Consider the following 23965-nt stretch of genomic DNA (forward strand, 5'->3'; position numbering starts at 1 on the left):
ATGGGTAGGAGATAGACGGTCTGGGATGGATGATATATGCTCAAATGACCATAATTTGTTATTGATCGTCCAGCATGGATCCTTTGAGCGATATCGTCGACCTTTTGCGACCCAGCGCTGCCGTCTCCAAGCCGATTTCCGGCAAAGGCAGATGGGGCGTGCGCTATTCCGCGCATGATGCGCCCGGCTTTGCACTCGTTCTAGCTGGTACCGCTTGGGTGATGATGGAAGGCCACGATCCTCTCAGGTTGGGACGTGGTGATTTCCTGCTTTTGCCCACAACGCCGGCTTTTTCCCTTTGCAGTGAGACCGACGTCGAATGTGTCCCGGTCGAACCGCAAGATCGGGCCGTCCGCCATGGCGAACAGGAGGGTATGCCCGATTTTCGCGCACTGGGCGGGAGCTTCACGTTCGAACGTATCAACGCGTCGCTTCTCCTGTCGCTCATGCCCGGCTTGATCTACGTGCCGGCAGCGGAAAAGGGGGCGTCCCGGCTGGCGCGGCTGATCGACCTTTTGTCTGAGGAATGCTCGGGTGAGGATCCGGGCAAGGAACTGATCATCCGGCGCATGCTGGAGGTTCTTCTGGTCGAGGCGCTGCGCCGGCCGGGCGCTGGCAATGCAGCAATTCCAGCAGGTCTGGTTAAGGGAATGCGTTTGCCCGGACTTGCACGCGCATTATCAGCCATGCATGCGGATGTCCGGAAGAGCTGGACGGTTGCGGAGCTTGCAGGGATCGCTGGCATGTCGCGCTCGGCATTCTCGGCGCGTTTCCTTGAAATGGTGGGCTGCGCGCCAATCGAATATCTGGCCCGGTGGCGGATGGCGCTTGCCAGAGATGCGCTGATGCGTGGCGTAAAATCACTCGATCATATTGCCGATGAAATCGGTTATGAATCCGCCAGCGCATTCAGCACCGCTTTCCGCAGGCGAATGGGCATTGCGCCGGGAAGCTTTGCCCGGGCAAACAATGGCGGCCACCACAATTCTCCGGTTTCCCTCTAGTTGTTGCCATCATGGCAATGATGAGAGCCTTTTCCGGCGACGGATAGAGAGCAACTCAGCCACCTTCATTCGTGCCGGTATAGTGGCGCTTGTTCCACAGCAGGGCCTTGCGCAACGGATCGGACGTCGCTTCGACGATGGCGCCAACGAAGAGGATGTGGTCGGCCGCGTCGATGGATCCAACGAGTTCGCAATCCATGGATAATAGCGCATCGGCAAGCCTTAGGCTTCCCGAAGGCCAGACATCCCACCCGCCCAGGGAAAATCGGTCCGGGTGATTTCCCTTGCCCGCAAAGACATCGGCAATCTCCTCCTGTCCTCTGGCCAGTGTCGCAACGGAGAAGCGTCGGCTCGCTGCGATGAGATCGACCATGCGGCTGCTGGCGTCGATGGAGACCATCAGAAGCGGCGGTTCCGCGCTGAGCGGCATGAAGGAGGTGATTGTGCGCCCAACCCGCTCTCCGGCGTGGCAGGCCGCGGCCACCGCCACGGTGAAGGTTAGGCCGGCCATTGCATCCTTGAATTCACGCGGGGAGATCATCGGAGAGGCGCAAGCTTTCAGCGGAACATGCGCGTGATTGACGACACCGCCATCGATCAGCCTGAGATTATGAGACATGATGTGCCGGGCTAACCGCCCGCTCCCGGATTTTTCGAAAAAATGGACATCTTCGCCGCAGCGCCATTCATGATATCGGCATTGTCAGGTGGTGACTTTTTCTGGTGCACTCTTGGCCAGATGCCGGAATAGTGGCGATTGAGATCGAGCCAGACATGCAGTCCCGCCTCGGTATCCGGCCGGATCGCGGCGGCGGGACACTCGCGCTCGCATATCCCGCAGTCGATACATTGATCGGGGTGAATGACGAGCATGTTCTCGCCTTCATAAAAACATTCGACTGGACAGACTTCCACGCAGTCCATGAATTTGCAGGCGATGCAGTTTTCGGTGACGACATAGGGCATGGTAATGCTCGAAGAGAGTTGCAGCCGGACGGCGGCTGTCCGGCTGCGCCTGATCCGGCCGGCCGCTCAAGGGCAGCGGGACCGGCCGGATCGGTGGGGCTCAAATCACAGGCGGGCGGCGACCGCCTGCCAGTTCACCAATTTATCGAGGAAGTTTTCAAGGTAAGCGGGGCGCTTGTTGCGGAAATCGATGTAATAGCTGTGTTCCCAAACATCGCAGCCAAGAAGCGCCTTTTGCCCGAAGCACAGCGGGTTGACGCCGTTTTCGGTGCGGGAGATTTTCAGCGAACCGTCGGTATCCACCACCAGCCACGCCCAGCCCGAACCGAATTGCGAGGCGCCGGCAAGGGCGAAATTCTGCTTGAACAGCGCGACCGAGCCGAAGGACTGCGTCAAGGCCTCTTCCAGCACCTTGGGGATCGCATGATTTTCCGGCCCCATGATTTCCCAGAAGAGATTGTGGTTCCAGTGCTGCGAGGCATTGTTGAAGATGCCGGACTGTACCACCGCACCCTTCTCATAGGTGCCACGGACGATCTCTTCGAGGCTGCTGTTTTCCCATTCGGTGCCTGATATCGCCTTGTTGAGATTATCGACATAGGCCTTGTGGTGAAGATCGTGATGGAACTTCAGCGTCTCCTCGGACATGCCCGAGTGGGCAAGCGCATCATGGGCGTATGGGAGGTCGGGAAGCTGGAAAGCCATGGGTGTTCCTTTGTCACTGTTTGCTCAAGAGCAATGTAAAAAGCTTGCGAAAACAAGGTGACAATATGTCTAGAAATTCAACCATGGTTGAGGTCAAGCGTTTTTTGCGCGGTCGAGAGAGGTGCGCCGTCGGGCAGGTTTCGTCATTCCGGCCCGCGGGTGGCGGCTTTGGTTTGGCTTGGGTTTAGCGCCCTAGAACTTTTTGCTGACGCCAAGTTTCGCGCCGGCCGATGTTTCCCCATTACCCTCGAAGTTGAGAAGCAATGCTGCATCAACTGACCAGTTTTCCACCGTCTGCATGGAAACGCCGGTTGTGATGGAGCCAAACGCGCCGGTTCCGTCGAGACCGGAAACACCAACCGTACCGCCGAATTTCGGCGTGACGATCGAGCCGTTCTCGAGCGCCATCTGACGGGCGACCTCCGCGCCGAGGCTGACGCGCAGCTGTTCCTCCCGGAAACCCTCGAGGTCTATCCTGTCGCCGGCGCCATTCGCCACGGCGTAATCGTCAACGGTCTCGGAAAAATAGACGCCGCGAAGCTTTGGCGTGAAGGTCGTGACGTCATCGATATCAAAGCGTCCGGAAATCGATGTGTCGAACAGCCAGCGCGTGGTGTCGAAAGAGCCGTCCCAGAAGGGCGTATCAATGTCATTCGCGGAGCCACCGTAGAGAAGGCTGCTGTTCCAGAAGATTCCCTTTGCGATTTCCAGTGACGCATTGGGTCCGACGAGCCATCCGTTGCCGGTCAGTTCGTTGTCGCCATCGGTAGGGTCGGTCATCCGGTCGAAATGGAAGGAGAAACCAAGCAGGGCTTTGTCGGAAATCAGGTAGTCCGCGCCGGCCGAAATCATGGCGAAACTGCCCCATTTGCTCCCGGATTCCTCGCGATTGTGGACGAGGAAAGTACCGTCAAGCCAGACATTGAATTCCGGCAGTTCGCTCTCCGTCGCGCCGTCGGCCTTGTTGCGCGCAGCTTCGATCTGGGCGAGGCTGGTCGAGAAACCAAACACCATTCCGCCACCCGACGGTGTCGCACTGGAGGTCACGGCCTCCGTTGCATTGGCCATTTGCCGGCGCTCCAGAAGGCCGGGTATCTTGACGGTTGAGGCGATGAGGTTCTGTCTCGTGCTGACGAAACCATGCACCAGGTCGTTTATCTCATTTGCTACTTGAGCGGCGTCATAACCCAGCTTGTAGGTGATGGTGCCTTGATTGGATGAACCAAGGGCGCTGGTGAGGCGAAAACCAACCCGGGCCTGGCCGGAAAATGCCGGATTCGGAATGAAATTCAGATAAAAGCCGATTGCCTGCGGGCCGCTTGCCTGTGCGAACTCGCCATTGACGATGCTTGCCCTGCCCGCATTTGGCGGACTTACGAAGGTCAGGTCCGCAGCGGTAAACGGGCCGCCGGTTGCGCCTGCGGCCAAATTGACATTCGGCGGGGTGGAGCCGGGGGCGACGGAAATTTCCCTGTCTGTCACATTCACCTCGGGCCGGGTCACCTTCAGCGTATAGGCGGCTGAAAGGGTGCTGCCGCGGCCGTCGCGAACCTGGACCGTAAAGCTATAATCGCCTTCAGTCTCGGTTTCGAGCGGTCCTGTCAGTTCGCCGGTCGAGAGGTTCAGCACCATGCCGCGCGGCAATGTTCCGCCCGCAAGACTGTAGATCAGCGGCGCGGTGCCGCCGGAGGCCGTAATCGCCTGGCTGTAGGCTTCGCCGGCCATTGCGTCTTTGAGCGCGCCGCCGGCGGGTGACAGGGAAAGCCCGCCCGGCGGCGGTGCTACCGTGACAGTAATCGTTGCAGTGGAACTGCCGGTAGAGTTGCTCGCCGTATAGGTGATGCTGTCGGGACCGAAATAGCCGCTGGCGGGGCTGTAGGTAAGCGCGACGCCGGTGACCGTTGCCGTCCCGTGCGATGGGCCTGAAACAACAATGATCGTGTCAGCCTGACCACCGGACAGGTTCAGCGGGACAGGATTGCCGCTGCTGTCGGCTGCCACGGTCACTGCGCCGTCAGTTGCGACCGGCGCCGGCGCCAGCACGGCTATGTTGTAGACCGCTGACGCCGTGACATTATCTGCGTCTCGCGCTGTAACACTGAAGCTTGAGACGCCTGGCGTCGTTGCCGTCCCGGTGATTACGCCCGTCGCCGTATTGAAGTTCAGGCCGCTCGGAAGCGAACCGCTGATCGTATATTGATAGGGAGCGCGCCCCCCTGAAATCGAAATGGTCTCGTGGTAGGGCACCGCGGTGAAAGCATCTGCGAGCCTACCCGGGGCAGGGGCGAAAACCAGTGTCGTTGCAGTCACCTGAATGTTGACCGTTGCCGGCGCGGACGTGCCGCTGACGTTTGTTGCAGTATAGGTAAAGCTGTCCTGGCCACTATAACCCTGCGCCGGCGTATAGCTGATCGTGGTTCCGTTTGCGTTTGACGTACCGTGTGTCGGTGCAGTCGCCACCGCGACAGTCGTCGCTGCGCCGCCCGTCACATTAAGAGGAAGAACGTTGCTGGTCGAATCAGGAAGGATCGTGACCGCGACATTGTTTGCGATAGGCGCCGCTGGATTGACCGTAAAAGACTGTGAGACCTGAGTGGCGGCGAGATAATCGTCATTACCTGGCTGATCCGCGTTGATCGTGCACGTTCCGGTCGACACGAATGCGAGGAGGCCGGTGGTTGTAACCGTGCAGACGGTCGTGGTGCTGGATGTGAAGATAGGCGTAAGGCCGGAATCGCTTGTCGCGGTCAGCGTGGGCGTTGTACCGAATGTCTGCGTGCCGGGATTGGCGAACGTTATCGTCTGGACTGCACGCGGCGTAACGCTATTCGATGCCGTTGAGGGAGAGCCGGAACCCACACTGTTTTCGGCTGTCACCGTAAACGTGTAGCTTTGGCCGTTTGTCAGGCCGTTAACAATGATTGGACTGCTTGGGCCCGTTACAGGTGCGACATCCGGAGGGCTCGTAGTTACTGTGTAGGACGTAATAGAGGTACCGCCAGCTCTCTGCGGAGGCTGAAATGATACCGAGGCCTGCGTATCGCCAGCGGTAGCGGAGATGCCTGTCGGCGCATCGGGAATGGTCGGGGCCACGTCGATGGAATAGGCCCGGCTACCTGTTTCGCCATTTGCATCTGTCGCGGTGATGGTGAAACCCTTGTTCTCTGCTGCTAAAGGCGTGCCGGAGAGCACGCCAGCGGACGAGAGTGTCAAACCATACGGGAGAGTCCCCGTGGTCACCGAAAAAACTAGGGGGAGCGCGCCACCCGAGACCGTCAGTGTCTGGTTATAGGAGATATCGTAGGTAGCCGCGGGAAGACTGGTCGGATTGATTTCGATGACGGGAGCGTCGATTGCCATTGAATAGGATTGCGAGCCGGTGCCGCCGGTGGAATCCGTTGCGGTCACTGTAAATGGGAAACTGCCGCTTCGGGTAGGGGTGCCGCTGAGTTCACCGTTCGTTGTAAGAGAGAGACCGGGGGGAAGCGAGCCTGCCGATACCGCAAATGTGTGTGGCGCGGTGCCACCCCCCGCAGCGAGGGCAATCGGCCCATAGGGCTGCTGATAAACAGGGTTTGAAATCGTGACCGGCGTAATTATTACCGGGTCATAGGTCACGCTGTTGTCTGAACTTGTGGACGCTTCGTTTGGAAGACCCGCCGGCGTCATCACGCTTCCGGCCGGAATTGCCGCAGTGACAGTTCCGGCGCGGCTCATTCCAGTTACCGCAACCCGGTAACTTGGGCCTGAGCCCGTGATTGCGACATTCGTCGCTCCTGCGGTACCGGAAAGCTGAATGTCGGCTGCGGAAAAACCGACGATCGGCTTATCAAAAACAACATCAAACAGGATTGGAGAGCGAGAGGTCGGATCTGCCTGAGTGGCGGCCTGATTGATCGTAACCTTCGGATTAGTGTCCACCGTATGGCTCGAGCCGGAGCCTGTACCCGTGCTGCAACCGCCTCCGCCCGAATAGGATGCATTTACCTGATAGGTGCCGGACGCAAGGCTGGAGGTGCGAAATGTGGCGGAAGACGCCGGGCTGACTGGTCCTGTCGGCGACAGGCCGAGGTTTGCAGATTGCGAACCGATGGAAATGTTGACGCTGCCTGAAGGTGATTGGCCGGCGTTGCAGCCCATCGAGGAGACCGTCGCGGTCACGGCGACTTCTTGTCCGGGCAATGAGGGATTTGGCGAGGATGTCACGGAAATGACGACGGGTCCACCTTGGGCCGCACGTACCACGACCGTGTTACTGGTGATGTTGAAACTGCCGCCGACCCGCGTGCCGGTAAACTCGGCAAAATCCGAGAACTGTCCTGACATGACATCGAGAGAATCCACCGAATAGGTCGCGGTGCACGTCAATTTGTTGGGAAACTCGAGCCCGCGGCTCAAGGTCGGACAGGAAACGCTTGCGCCCTTTATCAATGTCGATGTGGGATTGATGCTGGTAATCGTATAGGAACCGGGGTCGATGACGTAATCAAAACGGATCGGGTCACCTTCGGCATTGAATGTCGCTGGTGATGCCGAAACCGATACAGACTGGGCCAGGCTTGCCGTTGCCGAAACAGCGACGAGCGCCAGAGCTAGCGAACTCCCCCTCAAGATTGCGTGAAACCTCGACGCCGCACCAAGGGTAACGTCACTCCACCAACTACGCCCGCTGCCCATATGCCCCCCCAGCATTAGAATGTGCGAATATGCCGGACTTTGCTAAGGACGATTGGAAGTGAGAGTCAACCTCTGCTTGAATAAATCACAGGCGCATCTTGATATTTACGGATAGCGTGTCGATTTTACCCCATCTGGGGGCGAAATAGGTGGTGCAACGATGAGGATGTCTATTCACCGCCCAGCCCGTTCTACCATGTCCACCCAGTCCTGAAGCGCTGCCCGAATTGCCGATTCCGCATCTTCACCGCGGGTGAACGCCCACCAGGTATGTGCGCCCTGCCAGACGGCGGCCATCTGCCATCCCAGCCGCAATGCTCTCTCCTCGTCGCTGGCAAGACGGCGGCCAAGCGCGTGGGCGAGGGTGCGTCCCCAGAGGGCGCCTCTTGCCCGCAACTTCGGATTGCGAATGTCTTCTCTCAGCAGCAGCAGTCCGTCACTGGCGTTTTGTTCTGCGGCCTCAGGGGGCATAAGGCGCATGAGAAGGGATATGGCGCCCTGTGGCGTCAATGGCTCCTCCTCATCGGCCGTTTCGGTTTCCGCCTGCAGCTTGTGCCAGGCGCGCAGAAGCACGGTTTCGACAAGGTCTTCGCGCTTGCCGTAACGTTGCACCAGGGTGGCGGCAGATAGGCAGCAGGCCTTTGCGGCTGCCGCAAAAGTCAGCCCGTCGGGGCCTGTCTGCAACATGAGGGGCAGCAGTGCGTCAAGCACCTGATCATCTGAAATCGACTTGTATCTTGGCATGATCTATATATAAACATATATTCATTTATAAATCAAGGAGGATGATATGGCGGTCATTCGCGGATATATCGCGGCAAGCCTGGACGGGCGGATCGTTTCTGGAGACGGTTCGCTCGACTGGCTCTACAAATATGATGATATGGACCTCGGCGAACACGATTACCGGCTTTTTATCAAGGGAATTCGAACTGTGGTCATGGGGCGTGCGACCTATGATTTCATTGCCAGCGAACCATCGCCCTGGGCTTATGGAGATCAGCGCGTCATCGTCGTCACTTCAAGGCCGATCGAGGAGTCCAAGGGTATTCTAGAGGTGCGCAGCGATGTGGGCTCGCTGATCGAGGAGTTACGCGCGCTTGATGATGGCGATGTCTGGATGCTGGGCGGCGGAAAGCTGCAGATGGCCTTTCTGGAGCGCGGCGCACTGGATGAAATCGAAATTTACGTGATCCCGGAAATTCTCGGTTCAGGTGAACCCCTCTTTCCTCTAACCGGTCATCGGGCAAGCCCCACTCTCGTCAGCGCAACGGAAATCGAAAAGGGCTGCGTTCGATTGCACTACCGCTTCTCGTGATGTTCTTGGCTCGCCTCCCACGATGGGTGGCAAGGAACGGCGGAGACGGCTCGCCACGGCTAACCGCCCTTTTGCGCGATTTGAGGCCTAAAGCCCGAGAAACTTGAAAGGCTTGGTGTCCTTCAGGCTCTCATTCGCCATGCCTGAATAGATGTGGATCTGATTGGGGCCGAGGTCGAGTTTCTTGACCACACCGGTCTCCTTCGAAAGATCGAGCTTCGTCATGTCGATCCAGAAAATATTCGGCGTGAGCGCGGATTCGAAAAAATAGAGCTTGCGCTTGTGGTCTATCACCGTGCGCCAGCGGGTGGAGGAAATGTTCGGCTGGTCCGGCGTGGTGATGCCGTAGGGGACGGACACATTGCGAATGACGCTAAAGACGCTGGCTATTGCCTCGACCGGATTTTCGCTCTTTGGGATGGCGTTTGCGTAAAAAGAAGCCCGGGCGAACCGGTCCGAGGCGCGATTGGTCCCCGGCAGCATGACGGTGCCGCCAATCTGCTTCCAATACTCGTTGAGCGCCAGCTGGTGATCGAAGGTCGGCGAATTGGTCATCACCTGATATTGACGGCCGTGATGGATGACCTGCTTGCCGTCGATATATTCGACGATCGCGCTGTCACCAGTCGCGTCCGAAAGGGAGAGGTGTAAGGTCGCGAGACGTTCTTCGCCCGGAACATTGTCGGTGACGATGGTGAAAGGGTTTTTCTCGAGTGCGCTGACGGCCTCGTCCACCGTTGCGAAATTATCGAGCGCATATTGCGCCCAGGCGGCGATGGAGAGGCCCGGCGATTTCCCGTCATAAGCAGGATAGCTTGACTCGACCAGCCAGAGAACGTTTGCGGCAAGCCCCGCCTCATTCATGCCGTCGGTCGTCGAAATATCATAACCGGAAGCAATGACACTGCCGTATTTCGAGGTCCATTTGATCGAATTTTGTCCGGCCTCGCCGGAGCGCTCCATGCCGCGCGGGAAGACCCAGATGTTGGTACCGACATCCGTCTTCCAGTCCATCGACCGGGCCGTCATCACCTGATCATTTTCGCCCAGATAAACGAAGCGTGTGCAGGCTTCGGCCACCGATGTGGTCAGTATTGCGACAGACAATATCGCGGCGGTGCTGGCGGAAAAAATCGGCAAGGTCTTCAGGCGCATGGGAAAGCCTCCGGTGCTCGCGGCGCAAGATACAGCGTATGATAGAAAATCGGACTTGTTGCCGGAAGTCAAATAGGCTTAGCTACGGACGAATAGTTGGGGAGAAGGCATTGCTAAAATTATCAATTTTTGCGACCCTTATGGCTCTTTCTGCAACCGTGGCCACAGCTGCAGACGACGTTGTTGCCGCACCCGCGAAGGTTGACGTGGCGCCCGACTGGGCATTTCAGGCCACGGGTTACCTCTGGGCGACTGGCTTGAACGGCAACGTCTCGCCGTTCCGACGTGCGCCGACGCTCCATGTGGAAAAATCCTTTTCAGATGTCATGGATGATCTTAACTTCGGTGGATTTCTCAACATCTGGGGGCGTTACGACCGTTTCGTCCTTTCCGGCGACTTGATGTATGTCGATACCACCGACAGCAAGGCAGCCGGTCCGCTGCCTGCGCTGCAAATTCCAGGTTTGCCCACCTTGCCGGCCGGTGCCGCCATTGATGCGACCGTCGACACACAGGAATTCATGGCTACCCTCCAGGCGGGTTACCGTGTCATCGATGCGGACGGATTTTCTCTTGATGCGCTTGCTGGCGCGCGCTTCTGGCACATTTCCAATGACGTTGCGGTCACCGCGAGCCATCCCCTGATCGGCAGCGTTTCCGCTAGTCATAACGAGAGTTTCGGCTGGGTAGATCCCGTCATCGGCGCGCGCGCCTTTTTAAGCCTTACGGACAAGCTGTCCGTTCAGGGGCAGGTGGATATTGGCGGTTTCGGCGCGGGGTCGGATCTCACCTGGTCCGCTTTGGCGACGGTGAACTACATCTTCACGGACACACTGTCCGTTTCGGCGGGCTACAAGGTGCTCGATGTCGATTACTCGAATGACGGGTATGTTTTTGATTCCCGATTGAGCGGGCCTGTACTGGGGCTGACGTACCGGTTCTAGTTATTGATTCGCGTCATCTTATCGCCTTTGCATACCCCTATTGGGGAAGCAATTTTAGCTTCCTCTTAATTTTGGTCGTCCTCTGGGTCTTGCCAACAGGTGCGCAATCCGCACCAATTATCAGGAGATGCAAGAGAAAACCTTTGCCGGTGTTACGGTTTTCGAACACTGCTGGACAGATTGCCGAAGGCGCAGCACGAGTTCTCTGCTTTCGGTAAGGGTGATGCATTCCAGATTATCTTGCTGGCCGGTCGCTGAGGAGCGCTAACAATGCCGGATTGATGTAGAGATTTTCCCGACCGGCTTTGATTTCATCGAGCAGACCGTTCTCGGTCAGTGCCTTGAGATACGCAGATGCGGATTGTCGTTTGGCAATCCCGGCCTCTACCAGGTCACCGATGCGGCAATAGGGGTTCACAAAGATCACCTCGGCGAGTTCTCGTGAATAGATTTTTGGAAGATCGCGCCGTATACGTTCGGCGGTCTGATCCAAAAGATCGCGGATGGCACGGATGCGGGCTGTTGACCACTGGGCTGTGTCTCGCACCGCTTCTAGCATGAAGATGATCCAATCTTCCCAAGCGCTGTCAGTCGTCACGGCAAGAAGCCTATCATAATAGGCGCGCTTGTTACCGATAATGTAGCGGCTGAGATAAAGTACCGGAATATCGAGCAGTCCCTTGTCCACCAGGTAGAGCAGATTCAGGATGCGGCCGGTGCGGCCATTACCATCAGTGAAGGGATGAATGGCCTCAAATTGGTAGTGCATTACCGCAAGCCGGATCAGCGGGTCGATTTCCTCTGCCTCATGAATATAGCGTTCCCAATTGGCGAGTTTTGTCCGCAGCAGTTCTTGTCCTTCCGGCGGTGTGTAAATCACTGTACCAGTTGTCTCATTCATCAGCGCGGTACCCGGCGTTGATCGAATGTCGAGATTGACGCCTTTGATCGTTCTACACACGGCTACAGCCGTTGATGTCGAGACTGGCCGGTCTTTAAGAGACTGAAACCCTTCGTTGAGAGCTGTGCGATAGCGCAGGGCCTCCTTTGTCGCCGGATCTGCTTGGTTTCCAGCTTCCTTCGCAAAACGGAAAAGTTTGTCCGTCGTGGTGACGATATTTTCGATCTCTGAGCTTGCCTGTGCTTCAAGCAGTGGGATCGAATTGATCAGGATTGATTGATTTGGAATGAGTTGCCCGGAAACCCGCAGTTCTGCGAGTGCGGCTCTCGCAGCGGTGCAAGCCTTTAGTACCGTCTTGGTTTCGACGTCGTTGCGTGGTGGAAGTGCTGGGAGATCGTTGTAGGGTCGATTAGCGCGGAAGGACATGTCGATGTTTCCTTATTTGGTCGACATGCGGGATTTAATATGTCGATGCAATCGACATATTTCTATTTAATGTCGATAAAAAGCAATTTTATCGACACATACCTTCCACTGCAATAGGTTGTGCTCTTGAGAGTAGTTTATTGCCCTGTCGGCCCCGGTCTTTTGTTCCCTAAACTATGAACCGATCCCCTCAGGAAACTGGGGCGAATATCATATCCAGCGGCAATTCCATCCAGTGTAGCATCGGGGGCTCTGCGAGGATGCCGGTCCTAACAAGGCATGAGGCACGATCCGCGCCGGAAGCGCCGGCAATATCATGTTTCAGGCTATCGCCAAGTCGACCTCCGTACTGTCGGCGCGAACCGCCCCAAGTTTCTGGACCCGCGGATGGTAGAGTCTCCGGCCTATCGACTCAATCCAAGCCCTTGTGACAGGTTAAGCTGCCGTTTCAGTGCATAGTCATGGCTGAGCTCAGCATGGCGTGCCCGATCCACCATGCGGGCTATCGTCCTGATCTGCTCGGCCTGCTTTGCGAGCTCGGTCCGTGTCTGGAGTTCTTCGGCGAACCTGCGAGGATCAGAACTACCAAAGCGCCGCGTAAGCGCTTCGGCTATCAGACTGGCTTCATCGAGCGCGGCTTGCCCCTCAGGCGACGACCGCAGCTCTTTGATGAACTTGCTTCGCCTCTCGACCTGCATCTTCTCCACCTTGGCAAGGATTTCGGCGCTGCGCGGGGTGAGACCGGGCACTTCGATCACGTCACGCTGTTCCCGCTGCCATTGTTCGCTCTGACGTTCTTCTCCGAGCCGGCGCTCCCATGCCTCGGAGACATAACCGATATGGGCGGAGAGAGATCTCGCATATTGCAGCGCCTCTTTGCGCTCCTTGTTGTTTCCGAACAGACCCGACTTGCCGCGTAGCTGCCCGAACCGCTCTGGCTGCTCGGCCATGGCTTTCGCCATGATTTTTCCATTGCCTTCCTTCTCGGTCATCGCGGCGCGCAGTCTTGCGGCGACCTCGGCCGGATCACGGAACACGTGCCGCACCAGAGATTCCACCGTATCGAATCTCTGCTCGATAACGGACAACGCCCTTTGCTGCGCCACCTGTTCGACGCTGCGGTCGTAACGGGTAATCGCCGGCACAAGCGGAGTGGGCTTGCCCGTTTCCAGCGACGATTGCTGGTCGACAGTTTCTGCTGGGGCAGGGAGGGTGCTGTCTTTCGACATGAGGTCGGACCACCGGATGCGGCGATATCCTTTATTGTCCTCTGTCCGGTCGTCGCGCCGTCCGTCATCGCCCACTCGGGCAAACTCATTGCGAGGATTTTCCCGGTAAGCAGGACCGGCCAGATCGCCGGCACGTTCCTCGTCAACCTGCTGACGCTCGGATGGCCGATCCTGCTGTTCCCATTGCAGCTGGGCCGCACGGGACAAGACCTCTTGGCGCGCATTTTGGCGGGAAGCAAGTTCGATCTCGCTCCTGACCCCAAACTCTTGCCCGATCCCTTGGTCGCTTGCGATCCCGCGCCGCTCGGCAAAGTCGCTGACATAGTCCAGCGTGGTTTCCTTGGCGCCGGAACGCGACAGGCGGCTAGCCAGCTTCTGGTAGGCGAGTTCCTCACCCTTGACGACACGCCATGCGTTTCGCTCTGCCTTTGTGCCGTCCGGAAGCGTGACAGGCGTGGCGCCTTCATGCTGCAGTCCGATCCTGTCACCGATCGCGGGTGATGCGTCTCGCATGGCCCGTTTGAGATCAACGCCCCACACCGTGCGCTGATCGCCCTTGTCATTCTCCAGCGTCACAAAATAGCTGTCGCGTGATTGCGGATTATGCTCGTAGGGCGCAACGCCATGATCAACCACCCGGCCCGCACTGGTGAACTCCGTGATGTCGGCATAGAGCTGCACGCTGTCGCGGTGCCTGGTCATGGCGACATAGGCCAGATGCCGGTCCATCGTCCCGGACGCGAGCACAAAGGCGCGATCGACCGTCGCTCCCTGATTTTTATGGATCGTCGTCGCATAACCGTGGTCGATCGCCTGATAGCTGTCGGTCAGAATGCTGACACTGTCGCCACCTCGACCATCGAGCCGGGCGATGATCTTATTGGGCTCGACATGCTCGACCGTGCCAAGCATGCCGTTCTTCACACCGAGGTCGCGGTTGTTCTCGAGGAAGATAATCCGGTCACCGGAAGCGAAGGCGCGTTTGCCGTTACTGGTCTGGAAAGTGAGTTCTCCAACATCCCCACTGTTCCCACGATCCTCAACATCCCCACGGTCTCCACCGGCGTTCTGCCCGTGGCTGCGCTCCAACCTTTGTCGGTTCTGAAGCTCCGATCGGATAGCGGCATTGAGGGCGCGCACATCGGCACGGCGGTGCGCCATGGCAACCCGGCTGCCATCCGGATGCTCAGCACTGTCGGCTACATAATCACGCACGATCTGCGCCATCGCTGCGTCCCGGTTTTCTGCAAAGTGGATATCGCCGTGATCGCGGTAGGCGGCAAGGCCCTCCGCTGTCTTGTGGGTCGCAAAGGCGACCGACGCTACTCGCTGCCAATCATGGCGCTGGCGGCGAATGTCGGAAAGTTCGACATGGCCAATCTGCTCGGCAATCGCCCTGAAGGGGGCGCCGGCGCCGATCGCCTGCAACTGCTCGTGGTCACCAACAAGAACAATCTTTGCGCCGCGCTCTTCCGCCTCGCCGATGAACCGGGCAAGCTGCCGGCTTCCGACCATGCCAGCCTCGTCGATGACGAACACGTCACGTCGGCCGATCAGATCCCGGCCATGGTCCCAGCTGTATGACCATGACGCAAGCGTGCGGCTCTCGATACCGGAACTCTCCTCAAGACCCTCGGCTGCCTTTCCGGCAAGCGCCGCACCATGGACCTGATAGCCGTGAGCCTCCCAGGCCTCACGAGCGGCTGCGAGCATGGTGGACTTTCCCGCACCTGCAAATCCGACCACAGCCGCGATGCGGTCTCGCCCGGTAATATGCGTGATCGCCTGACGCTGTTCATCCGACAATCCCGCAGACGGATCGCTCGCGGTCACCATACCGCCAGCGCGTTTGCGAAGAGCGTGATCCTGTTTTTCTATCGCGCTCTCGACATGGCGCGGATCGACACCGTGGGACTGCGCCTGATGTAACCGCTCCGCCGATCGCGCCATCGCGAGTTCCAGGTCGATCATCTCCCGCGTCGAATAGCGCGCGCTGGAAACCTCGCCCGTCTCTGGATCGATGCGCTCAGCCTGGAGTTCCACCAGCGCTGGCGACGCCAAAACAGCGGCAAAGGCGTTCCGGAATCTTTGGGCGTCATCGTTGATATAGCGATGCAAGGTTTTGGCAATATCGTGCCGATCGAACACGCTCTTCTCGTTGCTGATCAGCGTCAGAACCTGTTCCGGTTTTTGCCGGATCAGTTCGGCATTTTGCCGTGCCGCCTCGTCATCCAGCCTCCCGCGCTCAACTGCCATTCCCTGCTGTTGCATCTGCGAGGCATGCACGCCCATGTGCTCGGTCGGCGACAATTCGAGGCCGCGCTCCACATGCGAGCGATGATCGATGCGAACATCAAGACCTTCGTGTTGAAGCTGACGGTTGGCGATGCCTTCCCATGACTGCCGGATATCGCGCAGCTGCATGTCGGTTGTCGCCATACCATTTGCCAGCAGCCGTGCGTTCTTGTGCTCGAGATAAGTTTTCTCGCCAAGGCCTGTTCTGCCAAGCTGTCGCGTCGTCATCAGCACATGCGCGTGGTAGTTCCTGATATCACCATGCTCGCTGGGCGAGTGGATGGCAAAATCCACGGCCGCGCCATAGCGGTTTGCCAGATCCCGGGCAAAGGCGCGTGCAGCTTTCAGTCGCCCTTCCGGCGACAGCTCATGCGGAAGGGCGATTTCGAATTCGCGGGCAACGCGGGCGTCTTTTCGCTTTTCTGCAAACTCGGCAGCATTCCACAAAGCCGAACGATCCAGAGCCCAATCGGCAGAAAGACCGTCCGGCAGCACGATCTCGATATGCTCCACGCCCTCTTTGCGGGTGAAGTCATGAACAAGGCCATCGCGCTGATTGGTGAGGAGAACCGCGCAACGGTAGGCAGCGGATGCGACGGCGCTTCGGCCGGATGAGCGCGAGACAGGTTTGGTGCTGAGATGATAAATCGCCAACCGAAATCTCCGATCCGCAAACGGGGAAATTCAGCGCTCAACTGCGTGGCAAGTCGTAAGTGCGCCCTTGTCTGTTTACCGCTGGCGAGGCTAGCAACATCGAACGTCGATTTCGACTACTAAAAGTAGTAGTCGCCAAGTGGCAATTACTCGTGTTTGAATAGGGAGACAAACGCATCGATGCGGGGAGGGCGATAGGCGCAGGCTGATCGCACGACGGATCAGGGACAGAGGACAAGGGACAAGCGAGCTGGGAGAGTGGAGGAAGATATTGCAGGCGCGGCTCGACAAACAGAAGAGGGCGCAGGCAACCCGGCGGAAGAATTTGCGTGCAGGAGACAGGCATTTGATTGGCGGCTGCCAAAAATCGGAGTTTCAAAGAAGTTTACAATGGACCATACAGGATACCGTCCAGAAACGGAGCAGACATGAAGACCAGCCTTGAACATTTGCCGGAACGAAAGCAACGCGAGCTCGCGCGCGTCGTCGGGATTATCCAGGAAGAGTTTGCTGATCTGGTCGAGCGCTCCAAGTCTGACGCCAAGAAAGACGGACGCATTTTCAAAATCATTCTGTTCGGTTCTTACGCGCGTGGCACCTGGGTGGATGAACCGCATACGTCGAAAGGCTACCGCTCGGATTTCGACATTCTCGTCATCGTCAGCAACAAGGAACTGGCCGATCCCAAATACTGGGACAAGGCGACTGACCGGCTGATGTGGGACAAGGAGATCGAGACACCCGTGGGGCTTATCGTGCATGGCGCTCGCGAGATCAGCAATTTCCTAAATGACGGCCAGTACTTCTTCGTCGACCTCGCCCGCGAAGGTGTTGTTCTTTACGAATTCGACGACCGGCCGCTGGCCGAAGCGAAACCGCTCAGCCCTGCCGATGCACTCAGGGTGGCAGAAGATCATTTTCTGCGGCATTTCCCGGATGCCCGAGATTTCGCCGATGTAGCAAAATATCTCGTTGCGAAAGGTAACCTACATCTAGCCGCGTTTAATCTACATCAGGCAGTGGAGAGCGCCTACAATTGCTACCTCCTGACACTGACAAACTATTCGCCTGCTTCGCACAACCTCAAATTCCTGCGAGGGCTTTCGGAAGGTCGTGATCACCGTTTGATCGACATCTGGCCGCGTGATCGTCAGCGATTTACCACGTGGTACAACATCCTGAACGAGGCCTACGTCAAGGCGCGCTATTCGAAGCGTTTCGAGGTTTCCGAAGAGGCGCTCACATGGCTTCAGGAGCGGACCGCGGAACTTCATAAGCTGGTTGAGACGCTTTGCCGCGAGCACATCGAAAAGCTCAAACAGGCCGCGAACGCCAGCGGCTGAGCCTGACCACAGGGCCCAACCTCCTCTCACAATCGCTCTGTCGATCTCCTCATAGAACTGGTCTGTCTTCCAGGAGCAAAGCCGCAGTCAACAGCGGCAGTTCCGGTGCGACCGCAATCGAAAGGAACAATCGTGGCAAGGAAAACAATCGAACAGCGCCTGGCTGAACTGGACGCGCAACGGTTCGCCCTCAAGGCCCGTCTCTCGAAAACCGAGCGCAACAACGAAATGCGCCGCAAGGTCCTGATCGGCTCGCTCGTCCTGCATCACCTCGAAACCTCGGATGATCCGAGTTTCAGCGAACAACTCTGTGACTGGCTGCGCCGCGAACTGCCAGGGTTCCTGACACGCGATAATGACAAGGCGCTCTTTGTCGATCTGATCGGACAAGGATTGACCGACAAGGGAGAGGGTGGCGACAGCGGGCAGGGCGCTCAATGAACCGGTTGCGACTTTCTCGGGACGCATTCAGGAACATGATGCGAGCCGCAGCACGTGATCCGCTTTGGGCATTTCTCGCTTTGATCACCATGCCCTTCCGGATCTGGAAACGGCTTCTCGGATTTATGTTCATCCTGTTCAACGTCACCTTTGTGATCGGCATGGGTGGCGGTCATTTCCTCGAGCAAATGGGTTTCGAGCGGGGCTCGCTTGTCCACATCATCCCAGGTCTCTTAACCCTGCTGGCGCTTGCCGTTATCACCTTCTGGTTCATTACCACTCCATTGATTTTGCATTTCGGGGAGAATGACGATGATACCCATGGCTCCGCCCGCTCTGCGACAGACAAGGAGATAGCCGCTCTTACCGCATCCGGCTCCGGCCTCCTGATCGGTCGTGATATGAAAACGGCCAAGCCTCTGCGCTATGATGGCCCGGCCCATCTCCTCACCATGGCACCGACCCGTACCGGCAAGGGTGTGGGCACGATCATCCCAAACCTGCTGACCGCCGACCGTTCCGTGATCTGTGTCGATCCAAAAGGCGAGAATGCGAGGATCACCGGCCGTGCTCGTCAAAAATTCGGGCCGGTTCATGTGCTCGATCCTTTCGGAGTTACGGGGAGACCCTCGGCCGCCTTCAATCCGCTGGCCATGCTTGATCCCCAAAACCTTGATGTCGCAGAAGATGCCAGTGCTCTTGCTGACGCTCTCGTGTTCGATGAGCCGGGAATGGCAGGCGAGGCGCATTGGAACGAGGAGGCAAAAGCGCTGATTGCGGGATTGCTGCTCGAGATCGTTTCGACGGAGCCTTTGCGATGCCGGCACCTTGCAACGCTTCGCGAGTATCTCACCCTTGCGCCAGAACAGTTCGCAGCACTGCTCAAGCGTATGCAGGAGAGCGATGCGGCAAGAGGTCTTGTCGCGCGCGCCGCAAACCGCCACCTCGGAAAATCCGATCGCGAAGCCGCAGGCGTTCTGTCGGCAGCCCAGCGTCATACGCATTTCCTCGATTCACCGCGCATGACGACCGTCCTCAGTCGCTCGGATTTCCGGTTTGCCGATCTCAAGCGCAACAACATGACGGTGTTTCTCGTCCTTCCGCCTGATCGGCTCTCCACCTATTCGCGCTGGCTGCGCCTGCTTGTCTCACAAAGCCTGCTCGAAATGGCCCGCGATCCGGCAAAGCCGGCGATACCGGTTCTCTATCTGCTTGATGAGTTCGCATCTCTTGGGCACTTGGCGCCAGTCGAACGCGCGATGGGCCTGATGGCGGGTTATGGTGTCCAGCTCTGGCCGATCCTCCAGGATATCCATCAACTGCGGGCCACATACGGTCACCGTGCCGGAACTTTTTTGTCAAACGCCGGCGTGCTGCAGGTTTTTGGCGTCAACGATCATGACAGCGCCCGCCTCATCTCTGATTTGCTCGGACAGGAAACGGTCGTGTTCCAGACGATGGCAAGAGCGCTCGATTCCGATAAGACCGGGATTTCCTACAGCCAACAGCACACCGGCCGGCCGCTACTCACTCCTGATGAGGTACGCAATCTGCCGGCAAAAGGACAATTGCTGTTCTTGGCCGGACAACGACCAATATTTGCTGAGAAGCTTGCGTATTTTGCCGATCGAGAGTTCAGGGAGATGTTCGACCCACCTTGACGGAAGCGTGACGTGAAGACTGTCCGGCATCTGGAACGGGCCCTGTATGTGTGGCCCTCAGGCTCCCTGTGGCACAACGGGAAGCAGATAGTGAGCCTTCATCTAAATTGCAGTCCTGCGGTGACGGCGGCATCCAGCCGAGGGATCGTTTTTGACCGCGGGCTCTAGCAACAGAGTAATGACCTTGAAAGGGCACCATAGGAGTCTAGACGGGGTTTCTTGATCATCTTGGGAGTATGGAAATGAAAACGCTGGCTGCCGTTTCGGCTTTCGTGGGCAAGACTTTTGCCATCTGGGTTATCCTGTTCGCCGTACTCGGCTTTTTCTTTCCTGAAACCTTCAAGCAAATCGCGCCCTGGATCGTCACGCTCCTGTCGATCATTATGTTTGGCATGGGCCTGACACTTTCGGTCGATGATTTCAGGGAGGTTGTCAAAAGGCCATTCGATGTGACGATCGGCGTGCTCGGCCAGTTTCTCATCATGCCGCTTCTGGCGGCGCTGCTCACCCGCATTATTCCCATGCCGCCGGAAGTCGCTGCCGGCGTCATTCTGGTCGGCTGCTGCCCTGGTGGCACCTCTTCCAATGTCATGACCTATCTCTCCAAGGGCGATGTCGCCTTGTCCGTTGCCTGCACCTCGGTCACCACGCTTGCCGCGCCGCTGGTGACGCCGTTCCTCGTTTGGCTGTTCGCGAGTCAGTTCCTGCCGATTGACGGCTGGGCCATGTTCCTCAGCATCGTCAAGGTCGTTCTGGTTCCGCTCGCTCTCGGCGCCGCCCTGCAGAAGCTGCTGCCCGGTCTCGTCAAGACCGCCGTTCCGGCATTGCCGCTGGTAAGCGTCATCGGCATCGTCCTCATCGTTTCGGCGGTGGTGGGAGGATCGAAGGCGTCCATCGCGCAGTCCGGGATGATGATTTTTGCCGTCGTGGTTCTACACAATGGCCTTGGCTATCTGCTCGGTTACCTCGCGGCAAAGGCAACGGGCCTGTCGCTTGCCAAGCGCAAGGCCATTGCGATTGAGGTCGGCATGCAGAATTCGGGCCTTGGTGCAGCACTTGCCACGGCCTATTTTTCGCCTCTCGCTGCCGTTCCGAGCGCCATTTTCAGCGTCTGGCACAATATTTCCGGTGCAATTCTGGCAAACTGGTTTTCGGGCCGGGTGGACGCAGGCTCCGCTGACAAAACCGCCTGAAGCTCCGCATTTGTCAGGCCGCCTGTAGTTTAGGCGGCCTGACCCAGCCTTAGAACGGCATAGTCCGACGTGTTACGGCCGGTGGATTAAGCCGGGCAAAGCCCTCCTGGCGCTGATACGGGAAATGCGGATAGGGAGCAGTCGTCTCGCTGGACTCGTCCAGCGTCGCGATCTGTGTTGACGTCAGTTCCCATCCCACGGCATCGAGGTTCTGGCGAAGCTGTTCCTCATTGCGCGCGCCGATGATGACCGTGGAAACAGTGGGGCGTCTGAGCAGCCAGTTCAGGGCAACCTGCGGCACCGTCCTGCCGGTTTCTTGCGCGACAGCGTCGAGCGCATCGATCACGCGGTAGAGACGGTCTTCATCCACGGGTGGGCCGAAGCTCGCGGTCTCGTGCAGGCGGCTACCCTCAGGCAGCGGTGCGCCGCGGCGGATTTTTCCGGTTAACCGCCCCCAGCCAAGCGGGCTCCAGACCATCGCGCCAAGACCCTGATCCGCGCCGAGCGGCATCAGGTCCCATTCGTAGTCGCGGCCAACTAGGGAATAATAGACCTGGTTTACCACATAACGCGGCCAGCCATATCTGTCCGCGACATCAAGCGATTTCATGATCTGCCAGCCTGAAAAGTTCGACACGCCGGTATAGCGCACCTTGCCGGACCGGACGAGCGTATCGAGCGTCGACAGCACTTCCTCGGCCGGCGTAAATGCATCGAAGCCGTGGAGCTGAAGGACATCGATATAGTCGGTCTGGAGACGGCGCAAGGCATCATCCACCGCGCGCAGCAGCCTGAAGCGGGAGGAGCCGGCCTCGTTTGGCCCGTCACCCGTTGGCAGGCTAGTCTTGGTTGAAATCAGAGCGCCATCGCGCCTGCCTTTGAGAGCCTCGCCGAGCACCTCTTCCGATGCCCCATTGGAGTAGACATCAGCCGTATCGAACAGGTTGACGCCCGCCTCAAGGCAGATATCGACAAGGCGACGGGCCTCCGTGGCATCAGAGGTGCCCCAGTTGCTGAAGAGCGGACCGGAGCCGCCGAAGGTTCCGGTGCCGAAACTCAGGACAGGCACTTTCAGTCCGGATTTGCCGAGATAGCGATATTCCATTGGGGTATTGCTTTCTTGCTTCGGGATGGTGGCGAGCGAGGCATGTTGCCGCGTCGAACTTATCCATTCCGTGGTGGGTTGCGACGCCCCAGAAGATAGACGCTTACCCTTCAATGAAATAGAATGCCGAAAATACTATCACTTGTGAGGTGAAGTCATCATGGCGCGACTGGAGATTAACCGGGCAGGGGAGATGGAGATCTTCGTACGGGTCATCGAGCTTGGTGGTTTTTCCCGTGCGGCCGCTGCGGCTAACATGACGCCTTCGGCGGTGAGCAAGCTCATCGCCCGGTTGGAAGGTCGGCTGGGCGCGCGTCTGCTCATCCGGTCCACCCGCCAGCTTCAGATAACGCCGGAGGGCTGCGCTTTCTATGAAAGGGCCACTCGCATCCTCGCCGATCTCGAAGAGGCCGAACGCGCCGCCGGCTTGGGCGAGCAGCCTGTCGGCCGCGTTCGAATCAACACCAGCGCATCCTATGCAACGCATATTCTTGCGCCCATCCTGCCACGCTTTCTGGCGCTTTATCCCAATATCACGCTCGATATCGTCCAGACGGATCTCGTGGTCGATCTTCTTGCGGAGCGTATGGATGTCGCGGTCAGGGCGGGGCCGCTGAAAAGCTCCAGCCTCGTTGCCCGCAAACTCGGCGAGACAAGGATGATCATCGCCGCCGCCCCTGACTATCTGGAGCGCTGCGGTGTGCCGCAAACAATCACCGATCTGGAAGATCACAATCGTCTAGGGTTTGGTTATGCCCGGTCAGTCGACGGATGGCCGTTGCGGGACGACGGCAAGACCGTCGTGATCCCGGCAACGGGACGCGTGCAGGTAAGCGATGGCGAGGGTCTTCGCCGTCTTGCTCTTGCCGGTGTCGGGCTAGTGCGTCTTGCCTCTTTCACCGTGATAGACGATATCGCCGCCGGCCAGCTGGTCCCGGTGCTCGATCATCTCGATACGGGCGAAACGGAGATGTTTCATGCCGTCTATGTCGGCCAACGCGGGCCGCTTCCCTCACGCATCCGGGCGCTGCTCGATTTTCTGGGTGAATACGGGCGGGTGAAATAAAACGACGCAAACAGATAACGGTTGGAAACGGCGCCTGTTTGCTTCTCATGCCCGGGGATCGGGCGCGTGTGATTGTATCCGTTAGGCTGGCGGCTTAATCTTTCGGACCTGACAATGTGAAAGCACCAACTGATTCCAGGATAATGCCGGTCTCGCCAGAAAGTGCACTCGGCAACGCACCGCAGAGGCTGCCCGTCGTCACCACTTGGCCTGCTCTCAGCATATGTCCTGTGTTGAGTGCGGCGTTGGCGAAGGCGAGAAGCGGCGCCAACGGATCAATATTCGGGTGTTTTACCTTGGCATTGAAGATCTGCACTGGACCTTCGGTGACGATGAGCAGCGGCAGGTCATCGCTATTAGCCGCAAAAACATCCACGATGCGCTTGTCCACTTCCGGCCCGAGGGCGAAACCGTGGTTGGCGAGGCGATCTGCCAGAAAGAGCGGAAACGGAACCTGATTTTTCTCTTCCAGCCTGTATCGGAGAAGCTCGACACCAAGATGCACCTTGTCGATATACTGCATCATATCCGCCTTGGTGAGCTGCCTTTCAGCGGCGGCGGGAATATCGGCAGCGAGCGTAAAGCATATCTCGACTTCAATTCCCTCCGTTCCATCTAACGGGAAGGAAGCGAGATTGGCATCGTTCACCCGGCAGCAATCGAACATGGGAGCCGCGACCGCCTCGCCATCCGGGCGAATCGCCAGCTTCCAGCCGCCGATCGGTTTTCCCAAATATCCTGCAAAGTCTCGCTGAACCGCCATCGCCTCTGCAAGCGTGCCCGGAACGAGGCCCTCCGCCTCCAGCTCAGCTAAAACAATTCTATCACCCTCCCAGCTTGCCTTTGCAAAACGCTCCGCCAGTTTTTCGATCGCCGTCATTC

19 protein-coding genes are annotated in these 23965 nt (G+C 58.1%); 8 read left to right on the plus strand and 11 right to left on the minus strand.

Annotated elements, in window-relative coordinates; all coding sequences use genetic code 11:
• The first annotated feature begins 74 nt into the window (after positions 1 to 74).
• Positions 75 to 1004, plus strand: coding sequence for an AraC family transcriptional regulator (locus ACFVTJ_RS21560; RefSeq protein ID WP_386910631.1), 930 nt, complete (start codon positions 75 to 77; stop codon positions 1002 to 1004).
• A 55-nt stretch (positions 1005 to 1059) separates the two neighbouring features.
• Here the strand turns inward: ACFVTJ_RS21560 and ACFVTJ_RS21565 are convergent, their stop codons facing one another.
• The 5 genes from ACFVTJ_RS21565 to ACFVTJ_RS21585 all read right to left on the minus strand — a co-directional run bounded on the left by ACFVTJ_RS21565 (position 1060) and on the right by ACFVTJ_RS21585 (position 8096).
• Entirely contained in the window at positions 1060 to 1623 is a 564-nt protein-coding gene (locus tag ACFVTJ_RS21565) for a flavin reductase family protein (RefSeq protein WP_386910632.1), read from the minus strand.
• 11 nt (positions 1624 to 1634) lie between these two features.
• A complete protein-coding gene (gene fdxA / locus ACFVTJ_RS21570) occupies positions 1635 to 1970 on the minus strand; it encodes a ferredoxin FdxA (protein ID WP_386910633.1) in 336 nt (111 codons plus the stop codon).
• A gap of 105 nt (positions 1971 to 2075) precedes the next feature.
• On the minus strand, positions 2076 to 2675 hold the full coding sequence (locus ACFVTJ_RS21575; RefSeq protein ID WP_386910634.1) for a superoxide dismutase: 600 nt from the start codon (positions 2673 to 2675) through the stop codon (positions 2076 to 2078).
• Positions 2676 to 2867: 192 nt separating this feature from the next.
• Positions 2868 to 7352 carry a putative Ig domain-containing protein gene (locus ACFVTJ_RS21580; protein WP_386910635.1) on the minus strand — a complete coding sequence of 1495 codons (4485 nt, stop codon included), beginning with the start codon at positions 7350 to 7352 and terminating at the stop codon, positions 2868 to 2870.
• 174 nt (positions 7353 to 7526) lie between these two features.
• Entirely contained in the window at positions 7527 to 8096 is a 570-nt protein-coding gene (locus ACFVTJ_RS21585; RefSeq protein WP_386910636.1) for a TetR/AcrR family transcriptional regulator, read from the minus strand.
• A 46-nt stretch (positions 8097 to 8142) separates the two neighbouring features.
• Here ACFVTJ_RS21585 and ACFVTJ_RS21590 point away from each other — a divergent pair, with 46 nt between their 5' ends.
• The gene (locus ACFVTJ_RS21590; protein WP_386910637.1) at positions 8143 to 8670 is read left to right on the plus strand and encodes a dihydrofolate reductase family protein; all 528 of its coding nucleotides are present in this window, start codon (positions 8143 to 8145) and stop codon (positions 8668 to 8670) included.
• 87 nt (positions 8671 to 8757) lie between these two features.
• On the opposite strand, the gene ACFVTJ_RS21595 is transcribed toward ACFVTJ_RS21590, so the two are convergent.
• Complete coding sequence (locus ACFVTJ_RS21595) at positions 8758 to 9825, minus strand: linear amide C-N hydrolase (RefSeq protein ID WP_386910638.1); 1068 nt, start codon at positions 9823 to 9825, stop codon at positions 8758 to 8760.
• 140 nt (positions 9826 to 9965) lie between these two features.
• On the opposite strand from ACFVTJ_RS21595, the gene ACFVTJ_RS21600 reads away from it, so the two are divergent.
• Positions 9966 to 10769 (plus strand): hypothetical protein, encoded by an 804-nt coding sequence (locus ACFVTJ_RS21600; protein ID WP_386910639.1) that lies wholly within the window; start codon positions 9966 to 9968, stop codon positions 10767 to 10769.
• Between the two features lie 235 nt (positions 10770 to 11004).
• Here the strand turns inward: ACFVTJ_RS21600 and fic are convergent, their stop codons facing one another.
• The 3 genes from fic to traA all read right to left on the minus strand — a co-directional run bounded on the left by fic (position 11005) and on the right by traA (position 16274).
• The gene (gene fic / locus ACFVTJ_RS21605; protein ID WP_386910640.1) at positions 11005 to 12096 is read right to left on the minus strand and encodes a protein adenylyltransferase Fic; all 1092 of its coding nucleotides are present in this window, start codon (positions 12094 to 12096) and stop codon (positions 11005 to 11007) included.
• A 190-nt stretch (positions 12097 to 12286) separates the two neighbouring features.
• The gene (locus ACFVTJ_RS21610) at positions 12287 to 12421 is read right to left on the minus strand and encodes a hypothetical protein (protein WP_386910668.1); all 135 of its coding nucleotides are present in this window, start codon (positions 12419 to 12421) and stop codon (positions 12287 to 12289) included.
• A 79-nt stretch (positions 12422 to 12500) separates the two neighbouring features.
• Positions 12501 to 16274 carry a Ti-type conjugative transfer relaxase TraA gene (gene traA, locus ACFVTJ_RS21615; RefSeq protein ID WP_386910641.1) on the minus strand — a complete coding sequence of 1258 codons (3774 nt, stop codon included), beginning with the start codon at positions 16272 to 16274 and terminating at the stop codon, positions 12501 to 12503.
• Between the two features lie 428 nt (positions 16275 to 16702).
• Between traA and ACFVTJ_RS21620 the strand changes: the two genes are divergently transcribed.
• From ACFVTJ_RS21620 to ACFVTJ_RS21635, 4 genes are all read left to right on the plus strand, one after another.
• Positions 16703 to 17617, plus strand: a complete 915-nt coding sequence (locus ACFVTJ_RS21620) for a nucleotidyltransferase and HEPN domain-containing protein (protein WP_386910642.1) — start codon at positions 16703 to 16705, stop codon at positions 17615 to 17617.
• Between the two features lie 132 nt (positions 17618 to 17749).
• Complete coding sequence (locus ACFVTJ_RS21625) at positions 17750 to 18058, plus strand: mobilization protein (RefSeq protein WP_386910643.1); 309 nt, start codon at positions 17750 to 17752, stop codon at positions 18056 to 18058.
• Positions 18055 to 19719 (plus strand): type IV secretory system conjugative DNA transfer family protein, encoded by a 1665-nt coding sequence (locus tag ACFVTJ_RS21630; protein ID WP_386910644.1) that lies wholly within the window; start codon positions 18055 to 18057, stop codon positions 19717 to 19719. Before ACFVTJ_RS21625 ends, ACFVTJ_RS21630 begins: the two co-directional genes overlap by 4 nt.
• A gap of 242 nt (positions 19720 to 19961) precedes the next feature.
• Complete coding sequence (locus ACFVTJ_RS21635) at positions 19962 to 20912, plus strand: bile acid:sodium symporter family protein (protein WP_386910645.1); 951 nt, start codon at positions 19962 to 19964, stop codon at positions 20910 to 20912.
• Positions 20913 to 20961: 49 nt separating this feature from the next.
• Here the strand turns inward: ACFVTJ_RS21635 and ACFVTJ_RS21640 are convergent, their stop codons facing one another.
• Entirely contained in the window at positions 20962 to 22017 is a 1056-nt protein-coding gene (locus ACFVTJ_RS21640; RefSeq protein ID WP_386910646.1) for an aldo/keto reductase, read from the minus strand.
• Between the two features lie 160 nt (positions 22018 to 22177).
• On the opposite strand from ACFVTJ_RS21640, the gene ACFVTJ_RS21645 reads away from it, so the two are divergent.
• Positions 22178 to 23083 (plus strand): LysR family transcriptional regulator, encoded by a 906-nt coding sequence (locus ACFVTJ_RS21645; protein ID WP_386910647.1) that lies wholly within the window; start codon positions 22178 to 22180, stop codon positions 23081 to 23083.
• Positions 23084 to 23177: 94 nt separating this feature from the next.
• On the opposite strand, the gene ACFVTJ_RS21650 is transcribed toward ACFVTJ_RS21645, so the two are convergent.
• The gene (locus ACFVTJ_RS21650) at positions 23178 to 23963 is read right to left on the minus strand and encodes a 2-keto-4-pentenoate hydratase (RefSeq protein ID WP_386910648.1); all 786 of its coding nucleotides are present in this window, start codon (positions 23961 to 23963) and stop codon (positions 23178 to 23180) included.
• Between the last annotated feature and the right edge of the window lie 2 nt (positions 23964 to 23965).

Origin of the sequence: Agrobacterium sp. NPDC058088, from assembly GCF_042885035.1 — a bacterium.
In the GTDB taxonomy this organism is placed as follows: domain Bacteria; phylum Pseudomonadota; class Alphaproteobacteria; order Rhizobiales; family Rhizobiaceae; genus Agrobacterium.